This window comes from Microlunatus sp. GCM10028923 (assembly GCF_042666975.1).
Lineage (GTDB): Bacteria > Actinomycetota > Actinomycetes > Propionibacteriales > Propionibacteriaceae > Microlunatus.
Genome location: NZ_JBHTFF010000015.1, coordinates 126029 through 146072, shown reverse-complemented (window position 1 = coordinate 146072; position 20044 = coordinate 126029). Strand labels below are relative to the sequence as shown.

The window sequence follows — 20044 nt, the reverse complement described above, 5'->3', positions numbered from 1 at the left end:
GGGAGGCCGGTGCCGGCTCGCCTACGATGATCACGGCCGACAGCCGCATCGGAGGCGAACATGGAACTGGGGGAGGACGCCCGCGCGACCGTTCCGGAGACGGTCGCCCGGGAATTCGATCTTGGCCGGGTGTACGAGAGCCACGCGCTGCCCGGCCGGCCGGACGTCCTGCGGGTGCGGTGCTCGGCCGGCGAGTTCATGATCAAGAAACCCTGGGACCTGCTCGACGTGGAGCTCTACAGTCGGGTCGAGGTCCGGCTGAACGACCTCGGCATCCGGCAGGCGCGGCAGCTCCGGACGACCTCCGGGTCGCTGGTCGCCGGCACCGGTCACGCCGTGCAGGAGTGGCTGCCGGGCGAGATCCTGGTCCATCCCGAGCCGGACCTGACCCGCCGCTTCCTGACCCACCTCGCCGCGTACGACAGCGCCCTGGCCGGGGTCGAGGTCCCGCCCGAGCTGGCCGCCCGCGACTCGGTCTGGACCCGGGTGGTCCGCCCCGACTACCTGCTCGCCGAACTGCCCGGCCTGCTGGCCCGCCACCCGGACCTCGGTCTCGACCCCGCCCCGGTGGACCGGCTCCTCGATGCGCTGAGCGACGGGCAGGCGCTGCTGACTCCGACGGCGGACCGGCAGCTCGTCCACGGCGACCACGGCCCGGACAACGTCCTGCTCGACCGGGACGGGACGTTGACGATCATCGACTTCACCCCGTACCACGACTCCGTGCTGCTCGGCCTCGGCTCTGTGGTCTACTTCTTCGCCCTGCACGGCCGGAACCCCGACCGCGCGGAACTGGAGGCGGCCTTCGCCGCGTACGGCGCCGAATCCGAGGCCGGCTGGGCCACGCTGACCCGCGAAGCCCTGCGCCGCCTGGCCACCCCCTTCGCGGCCGCCGCGGCGCGCGGCACCGCCCTCGATGAGCCGGCCACCCTCCGGCGCTACTGCTCCGCCGTGACCTTGGCCGACCTGGTGGGTTAGGTCGCCGGACCGTTGGTGTCGAGGGTCGCCACGCCAAGGGTGTGCCAGGCGTCGAGGAGCTTGGCATCGCCGGTCGCGGCGACCAGATCGCTGTCGTTGATTCGCTCGGCAGCGGCGCAATGGACGGCGTCGTAGCCACGAAGTCCGGACCTGCGGGCCAGGATCGCCGCCCGCTCCATCAGGGCCTGATCGACCTCGATGACGTCCATCTCACGCCAGAACTCATCGACGAGCCGAAGGCTGGCGTCCAGCTGGGCCTCAGTCAGTCGGCCCATCCGTTGCGCCTGGGCCAGCGCCGCGGCGGCTTCGACGTACATCAGCTGGCAGGACACCACGTCGTCCGCGTCATCCCAGAATCGTCGGCAGATCCCGCTGGTCGGCTCCGCCACCAACAGCGGCACGAAGGCCGAGGTGTCGAAGTAGCCGATCACCGACGCTGATCACCGATCAGGTCGCTCACCGTGCCCGTCGCTGGTACCGGATCGGGGGCCGGTCGCTTGCGTCGACCGGCCGGCCTGATGTGACCTTCGGCGCGTAGCTGCTCCAGGCGTGTCGGTTGGTCCACCGGAACGATCCTGGCGAACGGACGACCATGATCGGTGACGGTGACGGTTCGCCCCGCCCGCACGGCGGCCAGCTGACGGCTCAACGTGTCCCGAAGCTCGCGGATCCCGATCTCCATCATGGCCTCCTGGCTACTTTGTTGAGCTCAATTGTAGCCACCGACCTGACCCCGATGATTCCTGGAGCCATGCCTGGTAGAGTTAGTTGAAGCCTCAATTAACAAACGGAGTCGGGTCATGGGAATCCATCAGTTGAATCACGCGGTGCTGTACGTCGGCGAGCTGGCTCGCTCGGTGGAGTTCTACACCGGGGTGCTGGACTTCGTCGTGGTCACGGAACTGCCCGGGGCGGCGTTCCTGCGGGCGGCCGACTCGACCAATGATCATGATCTTGGGTTGTTCCAGGGCAGCGGTGCTCGGCCGGCGCACGGGGCCGGGCTCTACCACCTGGCCTGGGAGGTCGGCACGCTCGGCGAGCTGGCGCAGACCCGGGATCGGCTCGCCAGTGCCGGCGCGCTGGTGGGCGCGTCCGATCACGGCACCACGAAATCCTTGTACGGCAAGGATCCCGACGGCCTCGAGTTCGAGATCGTCTGGCTCGTCCCGCGCGACCTGCTGACCGGCGACGAGCGGATGGGCATCGAACCCCTTGATCTCCCCGGCGAGATCGCCCGCTACGGCCGCGACACCCGCGGCGGCATCGGCGTCAGCATCCCCGTCCAGTAGCGCCCCGGCGGTTCGCCGCCAAGCCCGCGGTCAGCTCGCCGGCAAGGTGCTGATCGCCTGCTCAAGGCGCGGGGTGGGGATGTTGAGCCGACGCGCTTCGCGCAGCGTGTCCTCGAGGACGGCGCGCGCCTCTGGGGCATGGGGGTCCGTATGCGCCGCGAGGCTCCTTCGGGCGATCTGGATCAGCCGGGTCGCCCAGCCGGACGCCGCGGCAATCAGACGAGGATGCCGATACGGCATCATCGCGCCGCGGTGCCGACGGAGGTCGACACCCCGAGCCTCCAGAACGGGCAGCAATTCGCGGGTCGTCACGAAGGCCTCGCGGAAGGCGCGACGGTCTCCGATCATGTTCGCCAGCGACCCGCTCCGTAACCCTTGGGCGAACATGCCGGCGTCGGCGATGAAGTGAAGCCACAGCCACCCTCGCAGATCCTGCTCCTGGCGGACGGCGATGCCGGTCTGCCGGAAGGCCGTGAAGACTTCCTGTTCCCGCTCGCTCGGCGAGGCGTCCGTCGTGCCGACGATGACGGACGGCAACATCGCGCCCGACAGCACGCCGTCTTCCCGGAAACCGCCGCCCGCCTGCGGAAACCCGAAGACGAGGCGATCGGCGGGAAGCGGTGCGACCGCGGTGAGTGGCTCCTGCCAGAGGTTGCCGAGCACCAGCACGGTCGCGGCGCCGAGCCGGGGAGCCAGGAACGCGGCGGCCTCCGCGAGATGGTGGTGTCCGACGCTGAGCACGATCAGGTCGAAGCCGTCGTCCGCCTCGAGGGATTCACGCAACGCCGTACGGAACGTCTCGCGAACCCGCCGACCGAGGGGCTTGCGGCGCCCGTCGATCCAGTCCAGCTGAACGTCGTCCCCGTACTCCGCACTGCGCCCCGGCCGTACGTAGAACTCGACGTCGTGCCCGGCGCCGTGCAGCACGCGGCCGTAGATCGTCGCGATCACTCCGCGGCCGAACATCAGAATGCGCATGACGAGTTGCCTCCCTTGGCTCTCAGGGTGCCAGTGCCGGGCAACAGTCTCGCGGAGCAGCGAACCGGAGGCGTGAACGACCGCGCGCCGCCGGGTCAGGAAAGCCTGGCGAGGCGTTCCTTGCGGGCGAGCGCTGCGGCTTCGACCATGGCGGGTACGTCGACGCCGACCCGAAAGCCGAGGAGCTCGCAGGCGCGCTGGTTCGACGTCGCGTACGAAGGCGCGGCGGGAACGGTGACGTCGACGACGGGGAGGGACGCGGCAGCGGCCAGGCGGCCGACGAAGTCGGCGAGGTCGAGCGGCTGATCGGGGCCGAGCCCGATCACGGCGCCGCTCGGTACGTCCGGCCGGGTCAGGGCCAGCACCACGCCGGCGGCGAGGTCGGCGGTGGCCAGGATGCCCATCCGGGCCGGGCTTCCGTCGGCCCGCCGGACCGCGATCAAGGTGTCCGGGCCGGCGTCGGCGGCCTCCAACTGCTGGACCAGGGCCGTGTCGCCGGCCGCCCGTGCCCGGTCGAGGCGCGGGTGCAGGAAGAACCGCGGCCCGGAGAAGAAGCTGGTCTCGTCCAGCAGCTCGGCCGGGTCCTGGGTGTGGCAGAACCGCAGCGTGACCGTCGGTACGCCGCGGCGGTGGGCGAACTGGACGACCTCCTCGGCCATGATCTTGCTCAGCCCGTAGTGCCCGGTGGCCAGTCGCGGATGATCTTCGTCGATCCGCTCGCCCGGCGCGGCGGTCGTCTCCGGGTAGACGTCGCCGGTGCTGGCCAGCACGAACCGGCTGAGCGGCAGTCCCTCGACGGCCTGGAGCAGGGCGAAGGTCCCGGTCACGTTGGCCTCGAACAGGGCGCGGGCGTCCTCCTCCCGCCAGGACATGTACGCGCCGAGGTGGGCGACGGCCTCGACCCCGGCCAGGCGCGGGTCGGCGGGAGCGAGGTCGGCCAGGTCGCAGACCAGGTGCTCGGTCCCGGCCGGCGCCGCGGTGGGTGGCACCCGGTCGATGCCGAGCACCCGGTGCCCGGCCGCGACGAGTTGCCGGGCGACCTCGGAGCCGATCCGGCCCGATGCTCCGGTGACAGCGACGTACATCTGTGGATTTCCTTCCAGTACGGGGTTTAGGAGGGTGCGGCGCGGAAGCCGAGCCCGATGCTGATCTCGTCCGCGGCCTCGATCACAATCCCGGCCAGCTCGGCCTCGCGGTCCGGGAGACCGACGGCGCTGAGCGATCCGGAGACCGAGAGGCTGCCGCAGATCTCGCCGTCGGCATCGCGGATCAGTGCGGCGACGCAGGCTCGGCCGAGGGCCAGTTCCTGCCGCTCGATCGCGTACCCCTGGCGGCGGACCTGAGCAAGCTCGGCGTCCAGGGCTTCATGATCGACAACGGTGTGGCTGGTGTAGGCCTGCAGGTCGCCGAGCAGTTCCCGCCGCTCCCCGGGGTCGAACTCGCAGACCAGGCACTTGCCGAGCGCGGTGGCGTGCAGCGGTCCGGTTTGGCCCATGCTGTTCCACTGCTTGCTGCCGCCGGCGCCCTCGAAGCTGCAGAAGTAGAACAGGGCGTCGGTCCGGCGGGCGGCCAGGCTGGTGCCGAGATCGAGGGTCCGGGCCAACCGCTGCGCGACCGAGCGCCCCTCGCGATAGACGGGGCGCTGGTTCAGGGCCGTGCCGCCCAATGTGATCAAGGCGCTGCCCAGCCGGTAGACGCCGGTGCTCTCGTCGCGCAGCACGAAGTCCTGGCTCTCCAACACCGCCAGCAGCCGGGAGGTGGTGGAGGCGCCGAGGCCGGTGATCTTGGCGACCTCGGCCACCCGGAGGCCGGTCGGGGTCTGGTTCAGCACCCGCAGCACGGTGATCGCGCGGTCGATGCTCTGGTGGGTGCTCGTCTCGGTGGCCATGGTGGCTTTCTAGCGCACGTCCGCGAGCGCGGTCCGGTGGGTCTCCCGGGCGAACAGCACGGTGACGCCGGTGATCAGGGCGGCGGCCATCACGAAGAACGCGGGGGAGGTGTTGGATCCGGTGCTCGTGATCAGCCAGGCCGCGAAGTACGGGGTCGCGCCGCCGAAGATCGCGACCGACACGTTGTAGGCCACCGCCATGCCGCCGTAGCGGACCGCGGTCGGGAACAGCTCGGCCATCGCCGCGCTGACCGCGCCGTCGAAGATCGCCAGGAAGATGCCGAGCACGATCATGGCCGCCGCGGCCGGCAGGAACTGTCCCTGCCCCATCAACCAGAACGCGGGATACGCCAAGATCAGGAACCCGGCGGCGCCGGTGATCAACATCGGCCGCCGGCCGACCCGGTCGGAGAGCAGGCCCATCGCGGGCACCAGGATCGCGATCACCAGCAGGGTGATGGTGGTGATCGTGTACGACTGCAGCTTGGTGAACTGCAGCGTGGTGCTCAGGTAGCTCGGCATGAAGGTCTGCAGGGACCAGTGCCCGACCGCCTTCAGCACCACGAAGCCGACGCAGAACAACATCGGAATCCAGGCCCGCCGGAAGGTCTGCCGCAGCGGCGACTCGATCACCTCGCCGTCCTGCTCCAGCCGGGTGAACTCCGGCGTGTCCTCGAGCCGCTGCCGCAGATAGAGACCGGCCAGGCCCAGCGGTCCGGCGAGCAGGAACGGCAGCCGCCAGCCCCACTCCGCCATCGCGGGCTCGGACAGCAGCGCGGTCAGCAGCAGCACCAGCCCGGAGCCGGCGACGAACGCCAGGAAGCCGAAGTTGTCCACCCAGCTGGCGAAGTAGCCGCGCCGGTTCGGCGGTGCGTACTCGGCCAGCAGGGTGGTCGCGCCCGAGGACTCGCCGCCCGCGGCGAACCCTTGCACCAGCCGGAGCAGCACCAACGCGATCGTCGCCACCACCCCGACGTTGTGGTACGTCGGCAGCAGGCCCATCAGGAACGTCGCGCCGGAGGTCATCAACACCACCGAGGCGAGCACCTTCTTGCGGCCGATCTTGTCGCCCAGCGGTCCCCAGAACAGCCCGCCCAGCGGCCGCATCACGAACCCGGCGCCGAACACCGCGAACGCGGCCAGCAGTTTGACCTGCGGATCGCCGTCCGGGAAGAACAGCACCGCGATCGTCGCCGCCAGCGTGCCGTACAGGCCGAAGTCGAACCATTCGACGAAGTGGCCGATGCCCGCAGCGAGCAGCACCCGGCGTCTGGTCGAGGAAGGGACCTGGTCCAGGTTGGGAGCCGCGGTCTGCGGGTGCTGGGTGCTCATGGGTGCCTCTCTACGTCGGGAGATCTCTGCCGAGCATCAAATGCAACTATCGTGCATTCTATGCATCATCCGTGCATGGAGCACTATGCAGGAGTCGTGCCGAGCACGTCAAGGGCAGGCCAAAGCTCCCTGAGCCGGTCGAAGGACGAGCGAGGCTCAGGGAGCGGGTGGGCCGGTCAGGCTGGGCGGGCGGTGAGGGAGAGGTTGCCGGTGGCGGCGAGGAGAGCGGGCTCGGCCGTGAAGATCAGCCGGGTCAGCTCCGGTCCCCAGGCTTCACTGAGCTTGGGGTCGGTGAGGGCGATCGCCTGTGCGGTGAAGGCGAGCAGGTCGGCGGGATACTCGATGATCAGGTCCCGGCCCTCGTCGGCCTTGATCACCACGGTCCCGGCCTGCTGGGTGACCTGGCCGTTGACGATCAGGTGCCAGGCCAGTGACTCCGGAGCCCGGTCCAGTTGCCAGCGGTCGTTGATCACGACGGTGGAGCCGTCCAGGGTGACCTCGCGGTTCCAGGACTCGAGGCCGGCCTCGGCCGGGTAGGCGTCGGCCAGGTCGAGCGAGGCCCGTACCCGGTCGGCCGCCACGTCGGCGGACATCCCGCGGCTGCGGTGATCATGACCCGGCAGCTGCCCGTACCCGTTGATCACCGGGAGGTTGTGGAACTCGCTCTGCATGGTGAAGATCTGGTAGCGGTCCCGGCTGAACGTCTGCCGGGTGTACGTCCCGACGCCGATGTCGACCACCCGCGGCACGCCGTCGACCGCGACGACGACGTTGCCGACGTCGTTGTGGTTGTGCGACTCGGCGTTGTGGCCGCCCTTCGCGGCGAGCGTGAGACCGGCCAGCCTGGCCGTGATCACCTCGGTGTCCGGGAACCAGAAATGATCACCATCGGCCGGCCGGTCGGGCCCGGTCTCGCGGAGTTCCGGCGTGAAGATCACCTGGAGCACCCGGCCGAACGAGGCCAGCCGGCCGATCAGCCGGCCGCCGCGGGCGTTGATCATCGCGGCGTGCCGGAGCACCAGGTCGTCGCCGGTGTGCCGACCGAGCCGGTACACCGGTGCGGCCAGCGACCGCTCCCGCAGCCGGGCCGGGCCGTCGGCGAAGTTGACGTACCAGTCGTCGGCGATGTGGGCCGCCGGGAAGTAGCGGGCGATCGGCGCCACCTTCGGGTGGGCGAACCCGTTCAGCCGGCCACGCGTGGCGTCGTGCAGCAGCGCCAGGCAGTCGCCCAGCGAGCCGCCGGCCCGGCCCCAGTACGAGGCGCCCTCGTCGCAACCGCCGTCCATGGGATACGTGTCCAGGAAGAGATCCAGGCCCTCGACCGTCAGGTTGACGATCTCGGCGCGGGTCTCCGGCGCGAGGTTGAGCAGGAACGCGCAGGCGAGCACATTCGAGTGGATCCACGGGTTCCAGTTGTTGATCGACGTGGTCAGCCAGTGCCAGTCCCGCCGGGTCCGGTACGGCTCCAGCACCCGGCGGTTCACCTCGGCCCGCAGCCGCGGCCGGATCGTCGACGCGTACCCGTCCAGCGCGTCGCCGAGCACGTGATCGGTCCAGGCCAGCACGGCGCCGGTCTCGGCGGCGAACAGGTCAAGATCACAGTCGTCCGGTGACGGCACCGGGCTGTTCCGCTCCCGGTTCTTCCAGGCGTGCGCCGGAACCGTCCAGGCGAGTTCGTCGCAGATCAGGTTGATCCCGTCGACGGCCTCGGTCAGCCACCGTTGATCACCGGTCAGCGCGGCCGCGAGGGTGACGGCGGTGAGCCGGGTTCGGCGTTCGAAGTACGGCTCCTCGTAGCCGACCCGGTTGCCCTCCTGGTGGAACCGGGCGTACTCGCTGGCCAGCAGGATCGGCCACGGCCGCTCCGTCAGTTCGGTCGCCGTGGCGAGGATCTCGGCCCGGTCGGCCACGGAGACCTGGGCCCAGCGATCATGATCGCCGGCGGCCGGAGCCAGTCGTGGCGGCGGGTCGGACAGGGCCGCGGCGACCGCGCCGGGCGGCAACAGATCGGCAAGGCGGGTGGCGGGGGTCGGCGTCTCGGGCAGGTCGGCGGCCACGATCATCCTCTCGGCGATGGTCCTCGACATTCTAGAGAGGCAGCGTCCGGACGGCGCCTCCGTCCCGCTCAGCGGGCGACACTAAGATCGGGGCCCGCAGGCCGAACTTGTCGATCATGCCGCTGTCGACCAGGAGTTGATCATGACCGAAGTCTCCGGAATGCTGCACCGGCCGGACTGGATCGACACCCACGTGCACTTCTGGGATCTGCGCCATCCGGAGGTGAGCTACGACTGGCTCGGGCCGGACGCGATCCACCCGATCCTCGGCGCGATCGACCAGATGAAATCCGTCCGGTACGACCTCGACGCGTTGCACGCGGAATCCCGGTTCGCGGGTACGGTCGCGGCGGTCCATGTCCAGGCCGCGGTCGGCACCCCGGATCCGGTGCTGGAGACCGAGTGGCTCACCGAACTGGCCGCCGCAGGCCCGATCCCGCTGCTGATCGTCGCGGCGCTCGACCTGGCGGCCGCCGACGTCGACGCCCAGCTGGACCGCCACCTCGCCTCGCCGCTGGTGCGCGGGGTCCGTGACTTCGGCCGCGGCGACTACCTGGTCGACCCCGCCTGGCGCCGCGGCGTGGCCCGCCTCGCCGAGCGTGGGTTGCTGCTCGACCTGGACTGCGCCTGGCAGAACATGATCAAGGCCCGCGACCTCGCCCGGGAGCACCCGTCCGCGGTGATCGTGCTGGAGCACCTCGGCTATCCCCGGGAGACCGCCAGCCCCGAGTACTTCGAGCACTGGAAGCAGGGGATCACCGCGCTCGCCGAGGCCGACAACGTCCACTGCAAGATCAGCGGGCTCGGCATGAACCGGGCTGGCTGGACGCCGGAGAGCCTGCGTCCCTGGGTCGAGCACTGCCTGGACTCGTTCACGCCGGACCGTTGCGTGCTCGGCAGCAACTGGCCGTTGGATCGGCTGTGGGCTTCCTATCCGGACTACGTTGACGCGCTGAACGTGATCTTGGCGCGGTACACGGAGGCCGAGGCGCGTGCCGTACGGGTAGACAACGCGCGGCGGCTCTACCGGTTCGGGTAGCGGGCCCGGAAGCCGCCGATCACGTCGGTCGCGCCGGTGATGCCGAGGTCCTGCAGCGCGGCTGCCGCGAGCGACGAGGTGTAGCCCTCGGAGCAGAAGATGATCACCGGGAGGTCGTACCCGGCGATCGGCAGCCGGGCGTCGCTGGCGGGGTCGAAGCGCCACTCGAGCACGTTGCGCTCGATGATCAACGCGCCCGGCCAGCTGCCCTCCTCGGCGCGCTGGACGGCCGGTCGGATGTCCACCAGGACTGCGCCCTCGGCGGCGGCCCGATCGGCCTGCTCCGGAGTGATCCGGTCCAGCCTGGTGCGGGCTTCGGCGAGCACCTCGTCGATGCTGCGCCGGGTGGTGGCGGTCACCAGTTCTGGCCGGCGAGCTGGGACGACGTCGCGATCAGGCGATCACCGTCGGGCCGGTAGGTCGTCATCGCGACCAGCGCCGGCGCGTACACATGCACGCTGACCGCGGGTTCCAGGGCGTCGTTGGTCACCCGGTGCACGTGCCGGGTTCCGAACGACCGCAGGGATCCGGTGGACAGCCGCCGCTCCTCCGGCAGGATCGTCGGCGTACCGGAGGAGTCCAGCCAGGCGTGCCGTTCGGTCAGGGTTCCCCGGACCGTGACGAAGGCGCCGGCCGAGCCGCCGTGATCATGCCAGTCGGTGCCCTGACCGGGCAGCCAGGTGAGTAGCCAGGCCTCGTAGTCGGCGGCGGCGACGAGCCGGGCGTAGTGCCGGCTGGCCGGCGTGTACCTGACCTGCGGTTGCCAGAGGGCGGTCTGGGCGGCCAGGCGCAGAGCGATCGAGGCCAGGTCGAGCCGCGGCGGTTCCGGAGCGTTCATGAACCCATAATGCATGGTGACACACTAGGGAATATCGGCATCTCACGATGTGCGACGGGACCGGCGCAGCGCCTCCAGGCCGTACAGGGCGAACAGTGGTTTGAGCGCGATCCACTCGCCGAACAGCGGGAGACGGTGCTGGACGTTCTCCCAGGTGGTACGCGAGCGGGCCTCCTGCACCGGGATTGGAGATGATCTTGATCCGGTCCGGTTCACCGATCAGGTCGCCGTCGAAGCCGAGCTCGTCGACCGCGTACCGGGCCATCAGGGTCGCCTCGGCCGGCGATCGGCTGCCGCCGGACATGATCACCCGGCTGGCCGGCGCGGCCGGGTCGATCGAGCGCAGCGCAGCCCGTACCCGCCAACGGTTCAGCGCGTTCGCCCGGCGCGGATTCCGGTTCCGGTAGCCGAGGCAGACGATCACCTCGGAACCGCGGCGGTCGGGCCCGGTCAGCGCCCGCGACGCGCGCCAGTTCACCCACTCGCCCCAGCCGAGTGCCGCCGCGGCGAGCCAGCCGATGACACCGGCGATCGCGGAGGCTCTCATGACGGAGAAGCCTAGGAGGGAGGTGTGATACCGCCCTCCTAGGATGGCCGCCGTGGCGCACCCGTTGACCGAGAGCATCGCCGCCGAGGCGGACCCGGAGGTCGCCGCCACCCTGACCCGGTTCTTCCAGGTCCGGCCCGGCGGCTACGGCGAGGGCGATCTGTTCGTCGGCGTGAAGCTGAGCCGGCTCCGGGTACTGGCCCGCCCGTACAGCCGGACGCCGGCCGATCCCGGCGACCTGCTGCCGCTGCTGCTCAGTCCGGTGCACGAGCATCGGATGGCCTGCCTGGTCGTGTGGTCGGAGCGGGCCGGTCGCGGGGACGCCGCCGAGCGGGCCGCGATCGCCGACCACTACCTCGCGAACACGGACCGGGTGAACAACTGGGACCTGGTCGACGCCAGCGCGGGACCGATCGTGGGCGGTCGGATCCTGGATCCGGACGGTGACCCTGGGCTGCTGGACCGGCTGGCCGGGTCGGCGCTGCTCTGGGACCGCCGGATCGCCATGGTGGCGACGCATCAGCTGATCCGGGCCGGCCGGACGGCGGACACGTACCGGATCGCCGAGTTGCTGATCCACGATGATCACGACCTGATCCACAAGGCGGTCGGCTGGATGCTGCGGGAGGCCGGCAAGCGGGTCGACGAGGCGGAACTGCTGGCGTTCCTGGACCGGTGGGCCGGCCGGATGCCGCGCACGGCCCTCCGGTACGCCATCGAACGGCTCGATCCGGACACCCGGCGGGCTATCTCCGGCAGGGGGCAGGATAGGGCCGTGCGTCATTTCGACCTGTGCATCATCGGCAGCGGCTCCGGCAACTCGATCCCGGACGAGCGGTTCGCGGACCAGAAGATCGCGATCGTGGAGAAGAACCCGGTCTACGGCGGCACCTGCCTCAACGTCGGCTGCATCCCGACCAAGATGTTCGTCTACCCGGCCGACCTCGCCGGCTCGCCCGAGCAGGCCCGCCGGCTCGGCGTCGACCTGGACCTCGAGGGGGTCCGCTGGGCCGACATCCGGGACCGGATCTTCGGCCGGATCGACGCGATCGCCGCCGGTGGCGCGAAATACCGCGAGGACAGCGACAACATCACCCTGTTCCGGGCACCGGCCCACTTCGTCGGCCCGCGCACGCTGGACACCGGGACCGGCGAGGTGATCACCGCCGACCGGTACGTGATCGCCGCCGGCAGCCGGGCCACCCTGCCCGAGGTGCCGGGGCTCGATCAGGTCACCGTGCACACCTCGGACACCGTGATGCGGCTGGACCGGCTGCCGAAGTCCATGATCATCGTCGGCGGCGGCTTCGTGGCCGCCGAGTTCGCCCACGTCTTCGGCGCGTACGGGACGGCGGTGACCATCCTGCAGCGGTCCGATGCCCTGCTGCGCCAGGAGGACCGCGACGTGTCCCGGCGGTTCACCGAACTGATGGCGCGCAAGGTCGATCTTCGGCTCGAGCACGCGGTCCGCCGGGTCGAGCCGCTGGCCGACGACCGGGTCGCGGTGATCGCGGCCGACGCGGCCGGCACCGAGCACCGGCTGGAGGCCGACGTGCTCCTGGTCGCGACCGGCCGGGTGCCCAACGGTGACACGCTCAACCTGCCGGCCGCCGGGGTCGAGGTGGACCAGGACGGGTACGTCGTCGTCGATGATCATCAGCAGACCACTGCCGACGGCGTCTTCGCGCTGGGCGACGTCTGCTCGCACCGTCAGCTCAAGCACGTGGCGAACCACGAGGCGCGGGTGGTGCAGCACAACCTGCTGCACCCCGACGCGATGATCGACGCCGACCACCGGTTCGTGCCGCACGCGGTGTTCGCCGAGCCGCAGGTGGCCTCCGTCGGCCTCACCGAGCAGCAGGCCGAGGAACGCGGGATCCCTTATGTGACGGCGATCCAGGAGTACGGATCGATCGCGTACGGGTGGGCGATGGAGGACACCGAGCACTTCGCCAAGATGCTCGCCGACCCGGACACCGGGCTGCTGCTCGGGGCGCACCTGATCGGGCCGCAGGCGTCGTCGCTGATCCAGCCGCTGATCCAGGCGATGAGCTTCGGGCTGCCGGCCCACCAGATGGCCCGCGGCCAGTACTGGATCCATCCGGCCATGGCCGAACTGGTCGAGAACGCGCTGCTCGCCCTGCCCTTGCGGACCTAGACCGTGACCAGGCCCCGGGTGTTGCTGATCGACAACGACGATTCCTACACCTACAACCTGTATCACCTGATCGGCGAGCTGACCGGGCGGCCGCCGCACGTCGTCGATCATGACGAGCGCGTCGATCCGCGTCGCTACTCGCATCTGGTGATCTCGCCCGGGCCAGGCCACCCCGCCGATCCGCGCCGGGTCGGCCGGCTGGCCGAACTGATCATGGACACCGACCGGCCGGTGCTCGGGGTCTGCCTCGGCCATCAGCTGCTCGGCCTGCTCTTCGGTGCCTCCGTGATCAAGGTCCGGCCGCACCACGGGCTGATCAGCCGGATCCGGCACGACGGGCGCGGGGTGTTCGCCGGCCTGCCGCAGGACTTCCGGGCCGTCCGCTACCACTCGCTCGCCGTCGTGGACCCGCCGGCCGAACTGGAGGTCACTGCCCGGGCCGCCGACGACGACGTGATCATGGGACTGCGGCACCGCAGCCGCGATCTGCACGGCGTACAGTTCCATCCCGAGTCGATCGCCGCGGAGTACGGTCGCGATCTCATGATCAACTTCCTGAATCTGACGTGCCCTGAGCCTGTCGAAGGGCCGGGCCCGGTGTCACCATCCTTGCCCTTCGACAAGCTCAGGGAACGTGGGGCTGTGGAGCTCAGGGAACGTGGGGCTGTGGAGCTCACGGAACGTGGGGCTGTGGAGGTCGGGGAGCGGCGTGGGCTGGAGTATCGCGAGCTGCCGTGGCGCGAGCCCGAGGACGTCTTCGTCGCTCACTATGCCGGCTGCGGTCCGGTCTGCTGGCTGGACGCCGCCCGGGTCGGGCCGCGCTCCCGGTTCACCTATCTCGGAGCCCCCGACGAGGTGCTGACCGGCCGCTACGACGCGCCGGCCGCACCGGACATGCTGGCCGAACTGGCCGGTCGGCTGGCCTCCGGACGGGTCGCCTCGGACGCTCCGTTCCCCTTCCAGGGCGGCTATCTGGGCTATCTCGGCTATCCGGAGCGGGGGCGCGGTGGCGAGGCGGAGTTCGGCCGGCTGGATCGGTACTTCGTCTTCGATCATGCCGAACGGCGCTGCTACGCGGCCGCGGTCGACTCGCCCGGCTGGCTGGACCGCGCCGAGGCGATGATCATGAACACCGGGCCGGCGGGCGAGCCGCCCCGCGACGGCCGGCTGGGGGAGCTCACCGAACCAGACCCGGACTGGTATCGCTCCGCGTACCGGCGGGTGCAGGAGCAGCTGCACAGCGGCGACAGCTACGAGGTGAACCTCACCTTCCAACGCCGGTTGGCGTATCGCGGCGACCGGGCCGCGCTGTACCGGCACCTGCGCCGGATCAACCCGGCGCCGCACGCGGCCTACCTCGAGCTGCCGTCGGCGACCGTGCTCAGCTCCTCACCGGAACGGTTCCTCGAGATCGATGATCATGGCCGGGTGCAGGCCCGCCCGATCAAGGGCACCGCGCCCCGCCATCCCGACCCGCTCCAGGACGCGGCGGTCGCCGAACGGCTGCGGACCGAGACCAAGACCCGGGCCGAGAACCTCATGATCGCCGACCTGCTCCGGCACGATCTCGGGCTCAGCTGCCGACTCGGCTCGGTACGGGTACCGGAGCTGATGGTCGTCGAGTCGCACCCGTCGGTGCACCAGCTGGTCAGCACCATCGAGGGCGACCTGGAACCGGGACTGAGTGCGGTCGACGGTGTCCGCGCCGCCATGCCGCCGGGCTCCATGACCGGCGCACCGAAACACCGCACCTGCGAGATCATCGACGAGGTGGAACGCGAACCGCGCGGCATCTACTCCGGCGTGCTCGGCTACTTCAGCTATTCCGGCACCGCCGATCTCAGCGTGATCATCCGTACCCTCGTCTCCCGCGACGCCGAGGAACTGACCATCGGCGTGGGCGGCGGAGTGATCACGTTGTCCGACCCGGACGACGAGTACGCCGAGGCCCTGCTCAAGTCCGAAGCCCTGATCGCCGCGGTCCGGCAGAGCTGCCGCGAGTCAGCCCCGGCCGGACACGTCGTTTCCTGACCTCGGATAGCCGCAGCGTAGGGTCTTTCGGCCCCACATCGGGTCGATCGTCGGCCGGCTGGTTCGGTCTGCCGTGCGGTGATCTTTGTCGAGGTAGCGTCGGCAGCAGTTCCGGAATCGACGACATCCCGGTTTGAGATGCCAGCCATCCCGGCCCGTCCAGGGCGGTCCACGATGGTCACGGCGCCCTGGTTCAGATCAGGAGCTCCACCATGCAAACCGAACAGTCGGTCGCCAGACGCGGCCAGTTCAACCAGCGTGAGTATCGGGTGACGGCGCGGATCATCGGTGTGCTGTACCTCGCCGGCATGGCGATCGGCATCCCCGGAAACATCGTCATCCAGTCCGTACTGACCGCGCCGGGTGGTCTCGCTGCCATCGCGGCCGGAAGCATGTTGCTGGCGGCCGGCGTGGTGTGCTGGTTGGCCACGGTGGCCGGGGATGCTGCGCACGGGGTGCTGATGTTCCCGGTGCTGAAGCGTCACAGCGAACGTGCCGCGGTCGGCTACCTGGCGGCCCGGATCATCGATGCCACCTTCATCGCCGTGATGGCGCTGTTGATCATGATCCAGATACCGATCGGTGCCGCCTATGTGGCTGCGGGAACAGCGGACACCTCGTACCTTCAGGCTCTGAGCATGGTGCTGACCGACGCGAACCTGTACGCCTACGACTTCGCCATGACCACGCTCGGGGTGTCCGGGCTGATCTTGTGCACCGCGCTCCTGCGTACCCACCTGATCCCAAGGCCGCTGGCCGTGTGGGGCCTCGCCGGCTACGCGGTGATCTTGCTCGGATCAGTGCTGCAGCTCTTCGGCCTGAACCTGATCTCGATCCACTCACTTCCCGGCGGACTGTGGGAGGTGTTCATCGGTGTGTGGCTGATCGTCAAGGGATTCGAGCCTCCCGAGCCGACCCTCGCCACATCGAGCCACGAGCCGTCGAGGCTGGCGACCACCACAATCTGAGGTTCAGGCGAGTTCGGAACCGGCCGGGATCGAGGTGCGCTGCTTGACCGTCACCCGGAAGCCCAGGTAGCGGCGGAAGATCAACCGGGTCTGCGCGTCGATCGCCGGGAAGCAGATGAACAGCGGAACGATCACCGGCATCAGCAGCCATTCGCCGATCACCTTGATCGACCACCACCAGGGCTTGTGCGCCGGGCGCTTCGGCAGCAGCAGCGTCGCCACGGCGACCGAGACAGTCAGGCCGATCGGCAGCACGATCGTGGACATCACGCTCGAGATCGCCGTCAGCAGCGGGCTGATGAAGGCGGCCACCAGATCGAACGGCAACGGGTGCAGTTCGCCGACCAGCCGCGGAATGATCAACAACATCAGCGGCGTGGTGGCCCAGAACTGGAACTGGAGGTACTGCCGGCTCAGCTGGATCGCCTTCGTCCAGAAGCTGATCTTGGGCGAGTTGAGGCTCTGCTCGGCGATGTAGGTGAAGTCGATCACCCCGTACGACCAGCGCCGCAGCTGCAGATACTGCTCCTTCAGCGACTTCTGGTACGACTCCGCCTGCACCGCGTCCAGGTAGACCGGCGTGTGCAGCGGCCGGACCACGGTGCGGCCATCGAACGCGAAGAACATCCGCCAGTACTGCCGGGAGTCGTCCGGGATCACGGTCTTGCACCAGTAGCCGACGTTGACCAGCGCGGTCATCCCCATCGCGTGCGAGGAGAAGATCTTCATCCGGTGCGGCTGGGTCGAGTCGACCATGGTCCAGAAGGTCGCGATCGAGCCGACGATCCGCGAGGCGATCGGCACGTCCCAGACGTTGTTGTGGAACAACAGGATCGGCTGGTACGCGTCGTAGTCGCGGTTCGGGTTGCTCAGGTGGGTGTCGGCGAGCGCGGCGAAGTAGTCGCGGCTGGCCCGGGTGTCGGCGTCGAACGCGGACACCACCACCTGGTCGTCGGTGTAGCCCTGCTTGTGCAGGACGTCGCGGGCGTACTGGGCGCCCCAGGTGAGGTTCGCCCCCTTGACCCGCTCCTCGCCCGGCATCCCGTCCGGGTGCCGGGTGGTCAGGAAGCGTGCGAACGAGCCGCGGAACCGGTCCTCCAGTTCGGCGATCGCCTCCGGCGTCCAGACCGGGGACCGCTCCTCGAAGGTGACGCAGACGGTGATCGCGCGCGGGTCGTAGTTGGCGTCCTCGATCGCGCCGATCGACTGGCGCAGGATCTCCGGGGACTCGCTGTAGGTCGGGAAGACGACCAGGTGGTGCAGCTGGTCCAGGTCGTCGCCGTGGTTGGCGCGGGCCTGGACGAGCCAGTCGACCCGGCTGCGCAGCCGCATCCGGACGAACTCCCAGACCTGGCGAACCGCGAGGTTGGCGTACTGGATCATCCAGTAGACGACGTAGAGCGGGAGAAGCCAGTGTGCGATGTGTGGGACCTGCGACCAGAGCACGAAAGGTGCCGCAAGGGTCAGCCACACCATCACACCCGGCAGTGACTCCAACACCCGGCGGACCCGGAACTGGGTCAGCGATAGGCAAGGGGTACCGGTGCTGGTGAGGTAGCTCTGCGCCGTCACGCCACGCAACATCCTCTCGAACCCGATTCTTCGCACGTTGTCTTCTGCGCTCGTGTCGATCGTGCCCGCACTCGACCGAACTTCCATCCTACTTCGGTCGTGCCCTCAGCCTTGCAGCGGGACCCGCGGTGGGTGGCGATCGTCACACTCGAACCAGGCCGGAACTCCGTGACTGTGAAGTCGATTGCCGCGATACGGAAAGCTCAGTCGCGACCCGACCGCCGGACCAGCGCCCAGGTGGCCGGCAGCAGGCCCGCGGCGAGCACGATCTTGATGACGTCGCCGATCAGGAACGGCGCCACCCCGAGGGTCAGCGCCTTGCCGAGGTCGGCGCCGAGGAAGGCCATCAGCCACGGCACGCCGGCCGCGTACACGACGACGTTGCCGAGCACCATCAGTCCGGCGGTCTTCAGCGGCGTACGGTCGGCGCCGCGCTCGGCCAGCCGGCCGACGAGGTAGGCGGCGACCACGAAGCCGAGCAGATAGCCGAACGAGGCGAACGCCCAGCCGCTGGCTTGGTTGGCGAACCACGGCACGCCGGCGACACCGAGTGCGAGATAGAGACCGAGCGAGGCGGCGGCGCGGTTGCCGCCGAGTACCGCGGCCGAGAGCAGCACCGCGAACGTCTGCAGGGTCAGGGGCACCGGGGTGAAGGGGAGATACAGCTTCACCTGCGCCGCCAGGCCGACGAAGCCGGCCGCGCCGACGATCAGGACGAGGTTGCGTACGAGTCCGCCGGGAATGACGTCGGCCAGGGTGCGCGGCCCGACGCTGCTGATGCTCGACATGGGTTCCTCCAGGTCTCACGAATTCAGGGGTACGGGCACGGTGGTGCCCGTCGCAGATGATCGTAGGCTGAGCGGCCCCGGGCGGTCGCGGCCTCGCCCGCAGTGTGAAACGACGGCGGGGTGAACTCCCGCCCGCGGGGCGAACCGGGCCGGGGTTTCGCTGCTCCGTAGGGTGGCCTCGTGATGATTCTCAGGAACCGGAAGGCGGCGGCCGGGCTGGCCGCGGCGGCGCTTTTCGGGGTGCTTGCGGGCTGTGCGCCATCCGCTCCGTCGGGAACCTCGACCCCGCCCGGGTCGGCTCCCGCGACCGAGTCCCCGTCCGGGCCGGGCTCGGGCACGGCCGGTCCGGAGACCCCGAGTCCGTCGAAGACTCCGGGGACTCCGAAGCCGAGCACCGCCCAGTGCGCGGCGCTGGTCGGCGGACTGGACCTCGACGAGCAGGTCGGTCAGCTGCTCATGGTCGCCATCGATTCCAGCGGTCTGGCCTCGTCGACCGGCAGCACCCTGGACGAGGTCCATGCGGGTTCGGTGCTGCTGCTCGGCAACACCGAGGCGGGCCGCCGGGCGGTGTCCTCGGTCACCACCGATGCCCGGGAGGCGATCAAGACGCCGCGCGGGATCGGCGTCCTGCTGGCCGCCGACCAGGAGGGTGGGCAGGTGCAGCGGCTGGCCGGCGACGGCTTCGACGAGATCCCGTCCGCCGAGGAGCAGGCCGACCAGTCCGACGGCGAGTTGCGCAAGAACGCCGAGGGGTGGGGCGAGGACCTGAAGAAGGCCGGCATCGACGTCAACCTGGCCCCGGTCGCCGATGTCGTACCGAAGGAGCTGGAGGACGTCAACGAACCGATCGCCGGGCTCGATCGCGGCTACGGCTCCGATCCCGACAAGGTGGCGAAGAAGGTCGCGGCGTTCGTCGAGGGCATGGCCGACGCCGGAGTGGGTACGTCCCTGAAGCACTTCCCGGGCCTCGGCAAGGTCCGCGGCAACACCGACTTCACCGCGAAGGTGACCGACACCAAGACCGGCCCGGACGACCCCGACTTCGCTCCGTTCCGGGCCGGCATCGACGCCGGCGCGAACATGATCATGATCGCGAACGCGTACTACGAGAAGATCGATCCCGATCACCAGGCCGTCTTCTCGAAGAAGATCATCACCAACCTGGTCCGCGGCGACCTCGGCTTCGACGGCGTCGTGATCTCCGACGACCTGGCCGCCGAGGCCGTCTCCAGCCTCAGCCCGGAGAAGCGCGCCGTCCGGTTCCTCGAGGCCGGCGGCGACCTGATGATCATCGGCGACCCGAGCGAGGCCGAGGACATGGCCGACGCCGTAGCCGACAAGGCCGAGGACGACCCCGAGTTCGAACGCCGGATCACCGAGTCCGCCACCCGAGTCGTCCAACTCAAGTCCCGCCTCGGCCTAGCCTCCTGCGGCTCCTGACCCCGCCCCCCAAAAAACCTCCGCTGACTGGGCACAAAAGCAGGCGTTCTGGCGGGGTGTCGCTGCTGAGCTGCCCGGTCGGTCGAGGGGTGGGTCGGTCGCGGTGAGCGGAGCTGGCCAGGCGTGGGGCGGTCGTTGGTC

The 20044-nt window shown here is 69.8% G+C and carries 18 protein-coding genes and 2 pseudogenes; 8 read left to right on the top strand and 12 right to left on the bottom strand.

What is annotated here, in order from left to right:
• Positions 1-60 precede the first annotated feature (60 nt).
• Positions 61-978, top strand: coding sequence for a phosphotransferase (locus ACFQU4_RS29880; RefSeq protein WP_377499159.1), 918 nt, complete (start codon positions 61-63; stop codon positions 976-978).
• On the opposite strand, the gene ACFQU4_RS29875 is transcribed toward ACFQU4_RS29880, so the two are convergent.
• Both ACFQU4_RS29875 and ACFQU4_RS29870 read right to left on the bottom strand, forming a co-directional pair.
• Positions 975-1409 carry a type II toxin-antitoxin system VapC family toxin gene (locus ACFQU4_RS29875; RefSeq protein ID WP_377499157.1) on the bottom strand — a complete coding sequence of 145 codons (435 nt, stop codon included), beginning with the start codon at positions 1407-1409 and terminating at the stop codon, positions 975-977. The two genes, ACFQU4_RS29880 and ACFQU4_RS29875, sit on opposite strands and share 4 nt — an antisense overlap.
• Positions 1406-1660: a type II toxin-antitoxin system Phd/YefM family antitoxin gene (locus tag ACFQU4_RS29870; RefSeq protein WP_377499350.1), complete on the bottom strand. Its 255-nt coding sequence runs from the start codon at positions 1658-1660 to the stop codon at positions 1406-1408. Before ACFQU4_RS29870 ends, ACFQU4_RS29875 begins: the two co-directional genes overlap by 4 nt.
• 118 nt (positions 1661-1778) lie before the next feature.
• On the opposite strand from ACFQU4_RS29870, the gene ACFQU4_RS29865 reads away from it, so the two are divergent.
• On the top strand, positions 1779-2267 hold the full coding sequence (locus ACFQU4_RS29865; RefSeq protein ID WP_377499155.1) for a VOC family protein: 489 nt from the start codon (positions 1779-1781) through the stop codon (positions 2265-2267).
• Between the two features lie 30 nt (positions 2268-2297).
• Here ACFQU4_RS29865 and ACFQU4_RS29860 read toward each other — a convergent pair whose 3' ends face one another.
• The 5 genes from ACFQU4_RS29860 to ACFQU4_RS29840 form a co-directional block, all read right to left on the bottom strand.
• Positions 2298-3245, bottom strand: a complete 948-nt coding sequence (locus tag ACFQU4_RS29860) for a ketopantoate reductase family protein (protein ID WP_377499153.1) — start codon at positions 3243-3245, stop codon at positions 2298-2300.
• A gap of 95 nt (positions 3246-3340) precedes the next feature.
• A complete protein-coding gene (locus ACFQU4_RS29855) occupies positions 3341-4330 on the bottom strand; it encodes an NAD-dependent epimerase/dehydratase family protein (protein ID WP_377499151.1) in 990 nt (329 codons plus the stop codon).
• Between the two features lie 26 nt (positions 4331-4356).
• On the bottom strand, positions 4357-5133 hold the full coding sequence (locus ACFQU4_RS29850) for an IclR family transcriptional regulator (RefSeq protein ID WP_377499149.1): 777 nt from the start codon (positions 5131-5133) through the stop codon (positions 4357-4359).
• A 9-nt stretch (positions 5134-5142) separates the two neighbouring features.
• Positions 5143-6465, bottom strand: a complete 1323-nt coding sequence (locus ACFQU4_RS29845; RefSeq protein ID WP_377499147.1) for an MFS transporter — start codon at positions 6463-6465, stop codon at positions 5143-5145.
• Positions 6466-6641: 176 nt separating this feature from the next.
• The gene (locus ACFQU4_RS29840) at positions 6642-8552 is read right to left on the bottom strand and encodes a heparinase II/III family protein (protein WP_377499145.1); all 1911 of its coding nucleotides are present in this window, start codon (positions 8550-8552) and stop codon (positions 6642-6644) included.
• 112 nt (positions 8553-8664) lie between these two features.
• On the opposite strand from ACFQU4_RS29840, the gene ACFQU4_RS29835 reads away from it, so the two are divergent.
• Positions 8665-9561 carry an amidohydrolase family protein gene (locus ACFQU4_RS29835; protein ID WP_377499143.1) on the top strand — a complete coding sequence of 299 codons (897 nt, stop codon included), beginning with the start codon at positions 8665-8667 and terminating at the stop codon, positions 9559-9561.
• Here ACFQU4_RS29835 and ACFQU4_RS29830 read toward each other — a convergent pair.
• The 3 genes and pseudogenes from ACFQU4_RS29830 to ACFQU4_RS29820 all read right to left on the bottom strand — a co-directional run.
• Positions 9546-9920, bottom strand: coding sequence for a rhodanese-like domain-containing protein (locus ACFQU4_RS29830; protein WP_377499141.1), 375 nt, complete (start codon positions 9918-9920; stop codon positions 9546-9548). The genes ACFQU4_RS29835 and ACFQU4_RS29830 overlap by 16 nt on opposite strands.
• Positions 9917-10399, bottom strand: a complete 483-nt coding sequence (locus tag ACFQU4_RS29825; RefSeq protein WP_377499139.1) for a cysteine dioxygenase — start codon at positions 10397-10399, stop codon at positions 9917-9919. The genes ACFQU4_RS29830 and ACFQU4_RS29825 overlap by 4 nt, the downstream gene beginning before the upstream one ends.
• 268 nt (positions 10400-10667) lie before the next feature.
• Positions 10668-10946: pseudogene (locus tag ACFQU4_RS29820) on the bottom strand (hypothetical protein); the annotation flags it as partial.
• 43 nt (positions 10947-10989) lie between these two features.
• Between ACFQU4_RS29820 and ACFQU4_RS29815 the strand changes: the two are divergent.
• The 4 genes and pseudogenes from ACFQU4_RS29815 to ACFQU4_RS29800 form a co-directional block, all read left to right on the top strand.
• Positions 10990-11661 (top strand): annotated as a pseudogene (locus tag ACFQU4_RS29815) (DNA alkylation repair protein); the annotation flags it as partial.
• A 60-nt stretch (positions 11662-11721) separates the two neighbouring features.
• Positions 11722-13104, top strand: a complete 1383-nt coding sequence (locus ACFQU4_RS29810; protein ID WP_377499348.1) for a mycothione reductase — start codon at positions 11722-11724, stop codon at positions 13102-13104.
• A 3-nt stretch (positions 13105-13107) separates the two neighbouring features.
• Complete coding sequence (locus tag ACFQU4_RS29805; RefSeq protein WP_377499137.1) at positions 13108-15135, top strand: chorismate-binding protein; 2028 nt, start codon at positions 13108-13110, stop codon at positions 15133-15135.
• Positions 15136-15347: 212 nt separating this feature from the next.
• Positions 15348-16103, top strand: coding sequence for a DUF4386 domain-containing protein (locus ACFQU4_RS29800; RefSeq protein ID WP_377499135.1), 756 nt, complete (start codon positions 15348-15350; stop codon positions 16101-16103).
• A 3-nt stretch (positions 16104-16106) separates the two neighbouring features.
• On the opposite strand, the gene ACFQU4_RS29795 is transcribed toward ACFQU4_RS29800, so the two are convergent.
• A complete protein-coding gene (locus ACFQU4_RS29795) occupies positions 16107-17675 on the bottom strand; it encodes a hypothetical protein (RefSeq protein WP_377499133.1) in 1569 nt (522 codons plus the stop codon).
• Positions 17676-17878: 203 nt separating this feature from the next.
• On the bottom strand, positions 17879-18463 hold the full coding sequence (locus ACFQU4_RS29790) for a biotin transporter BioY (RefSeq protein ID WP_377499131.1): 585 nt from the start codon (positions 18461-18463) through the stop codon (positions 17879-17881).
• A gap of 183 nt (positions 18464-18646) precedes the next feature.
• Here ACFQU4_RS29790 and ACFQU4_RS29785 point away from each other — a divergent pair, with 183 nt between their 5' ends.
• Entirely contained in the window at positions 18647-19903 is a 1257-nt protein-coding gene (locus ACFQU4_RS29785) for a glycoside hydrolase family 3 N-terminal domain-containing protein (protein WP_377499346.1), read from the top strand.
• Positions 19904-20044: the final 141 nt, after the last annotated feature.

What these genes read in the sequence shown, in the direction of transcription:
- ACFQU4_RS29880 (WP_377499159.1), top strand. Translation starts at nt 61, where the DNA reads ATGGAACTGGGGGAGGACGCCCGCGCGACCGTTCCGGAGACGGTCGCC.
- ACFQU4_RS29870 (WP_377499350.1), bottom strand. Translation starts at nt 1,660, where the DNA reads ATGGAGATCGGGATCCGCGAGCTTCGGGACACGTTGAGCCGTCAGCTG.
- ACFQU4_RS29865 (WP_377499155.1), top strand. Translation starts at nt 1,779, where the DNA reads ATGGGAATCCATCAGTTGAATCACGCGGTGCTGTACGTCGGCGAGCTG.
- ACFQU4_RS29860 (WP_377499153.1), bottom strand. Translation starts at nt 3,245, where the DNA reads ATGCGCATTCTGATGTTCGGCCGCGGAGTGATCGCGACGATCTACGGC.
- ACFQU4_RS29855 (WP_377499151.1), bottom strand. Translation starts at nt 4,330, where the DNA reads ATGTACGTCGCTGTCACCGGAGCATCGGGCCGGATCGGCTCCGAGGTC.
- ACFQU4_RS29850 (WP_377499149.1), bottom strand. Translation starts at nt 5,133, where the DNA reads ATGGCCACCGAGACGAGCACCCACCAGAGCATCGACCGCGCGATCACC.
- ACFQU4_RS29845 (WP_377499147.1), bottom strand. Translation starts at nt 6,465, where the DNA reads ATGAGCACCCAGCACCCGCAGACCGCGGCTCCCAACCTGGACCAGGTC.
- ACFQU4_RS29840 (WP_377499145.1), bottom strand. Translation starts at nt 8,552, where the DNA reads ATGTCGAGGACCATCGCCGAGAGGATGATCGTGGCCGCCGACCTGCCC.
- ACFQU4_RS29835 (WP_377499143.1), top strand. Translation starts at nt 8,665, where the DNA reads ATGACCGAAGTCTCCGGAATGCTGCACCGGCCGGACTGGATCGACACC.
- ACFQU4_RS29825 (WP_377499139.1), bottom strand. Translation starts at nt 10,399, where the DNA reads ATGAACGCTCCGGAACCGCCGCGGCTCGACCTGGCCTCGATCGCTCTG.
- ACFQU4_RS29800 (WP_377499135.1), top strand. Translation starts at nt 15,348, where the DNA reads ATGCAAACCGAACAGTCGGTCGCCAGACGCGGCCAGTTCAACCAGCGT.
- ACFQU4_RS29790 (WP_377499131.1), bottom strand. Translation starts at nt 18,463, where the DNA reads ATGTCGAGCATCAGCAGCGTCGGGCCGCGCACCCTGGCCGACGTCATT.
- ACFQU4_RS29785 (WP_377499346.1), top strand. Translation starts at nt 18,647, where the DNA reads ATGATTCTCAGGAACCGGAAGGCGGCGGCCGGGCTGGCCGCGGCGGCG.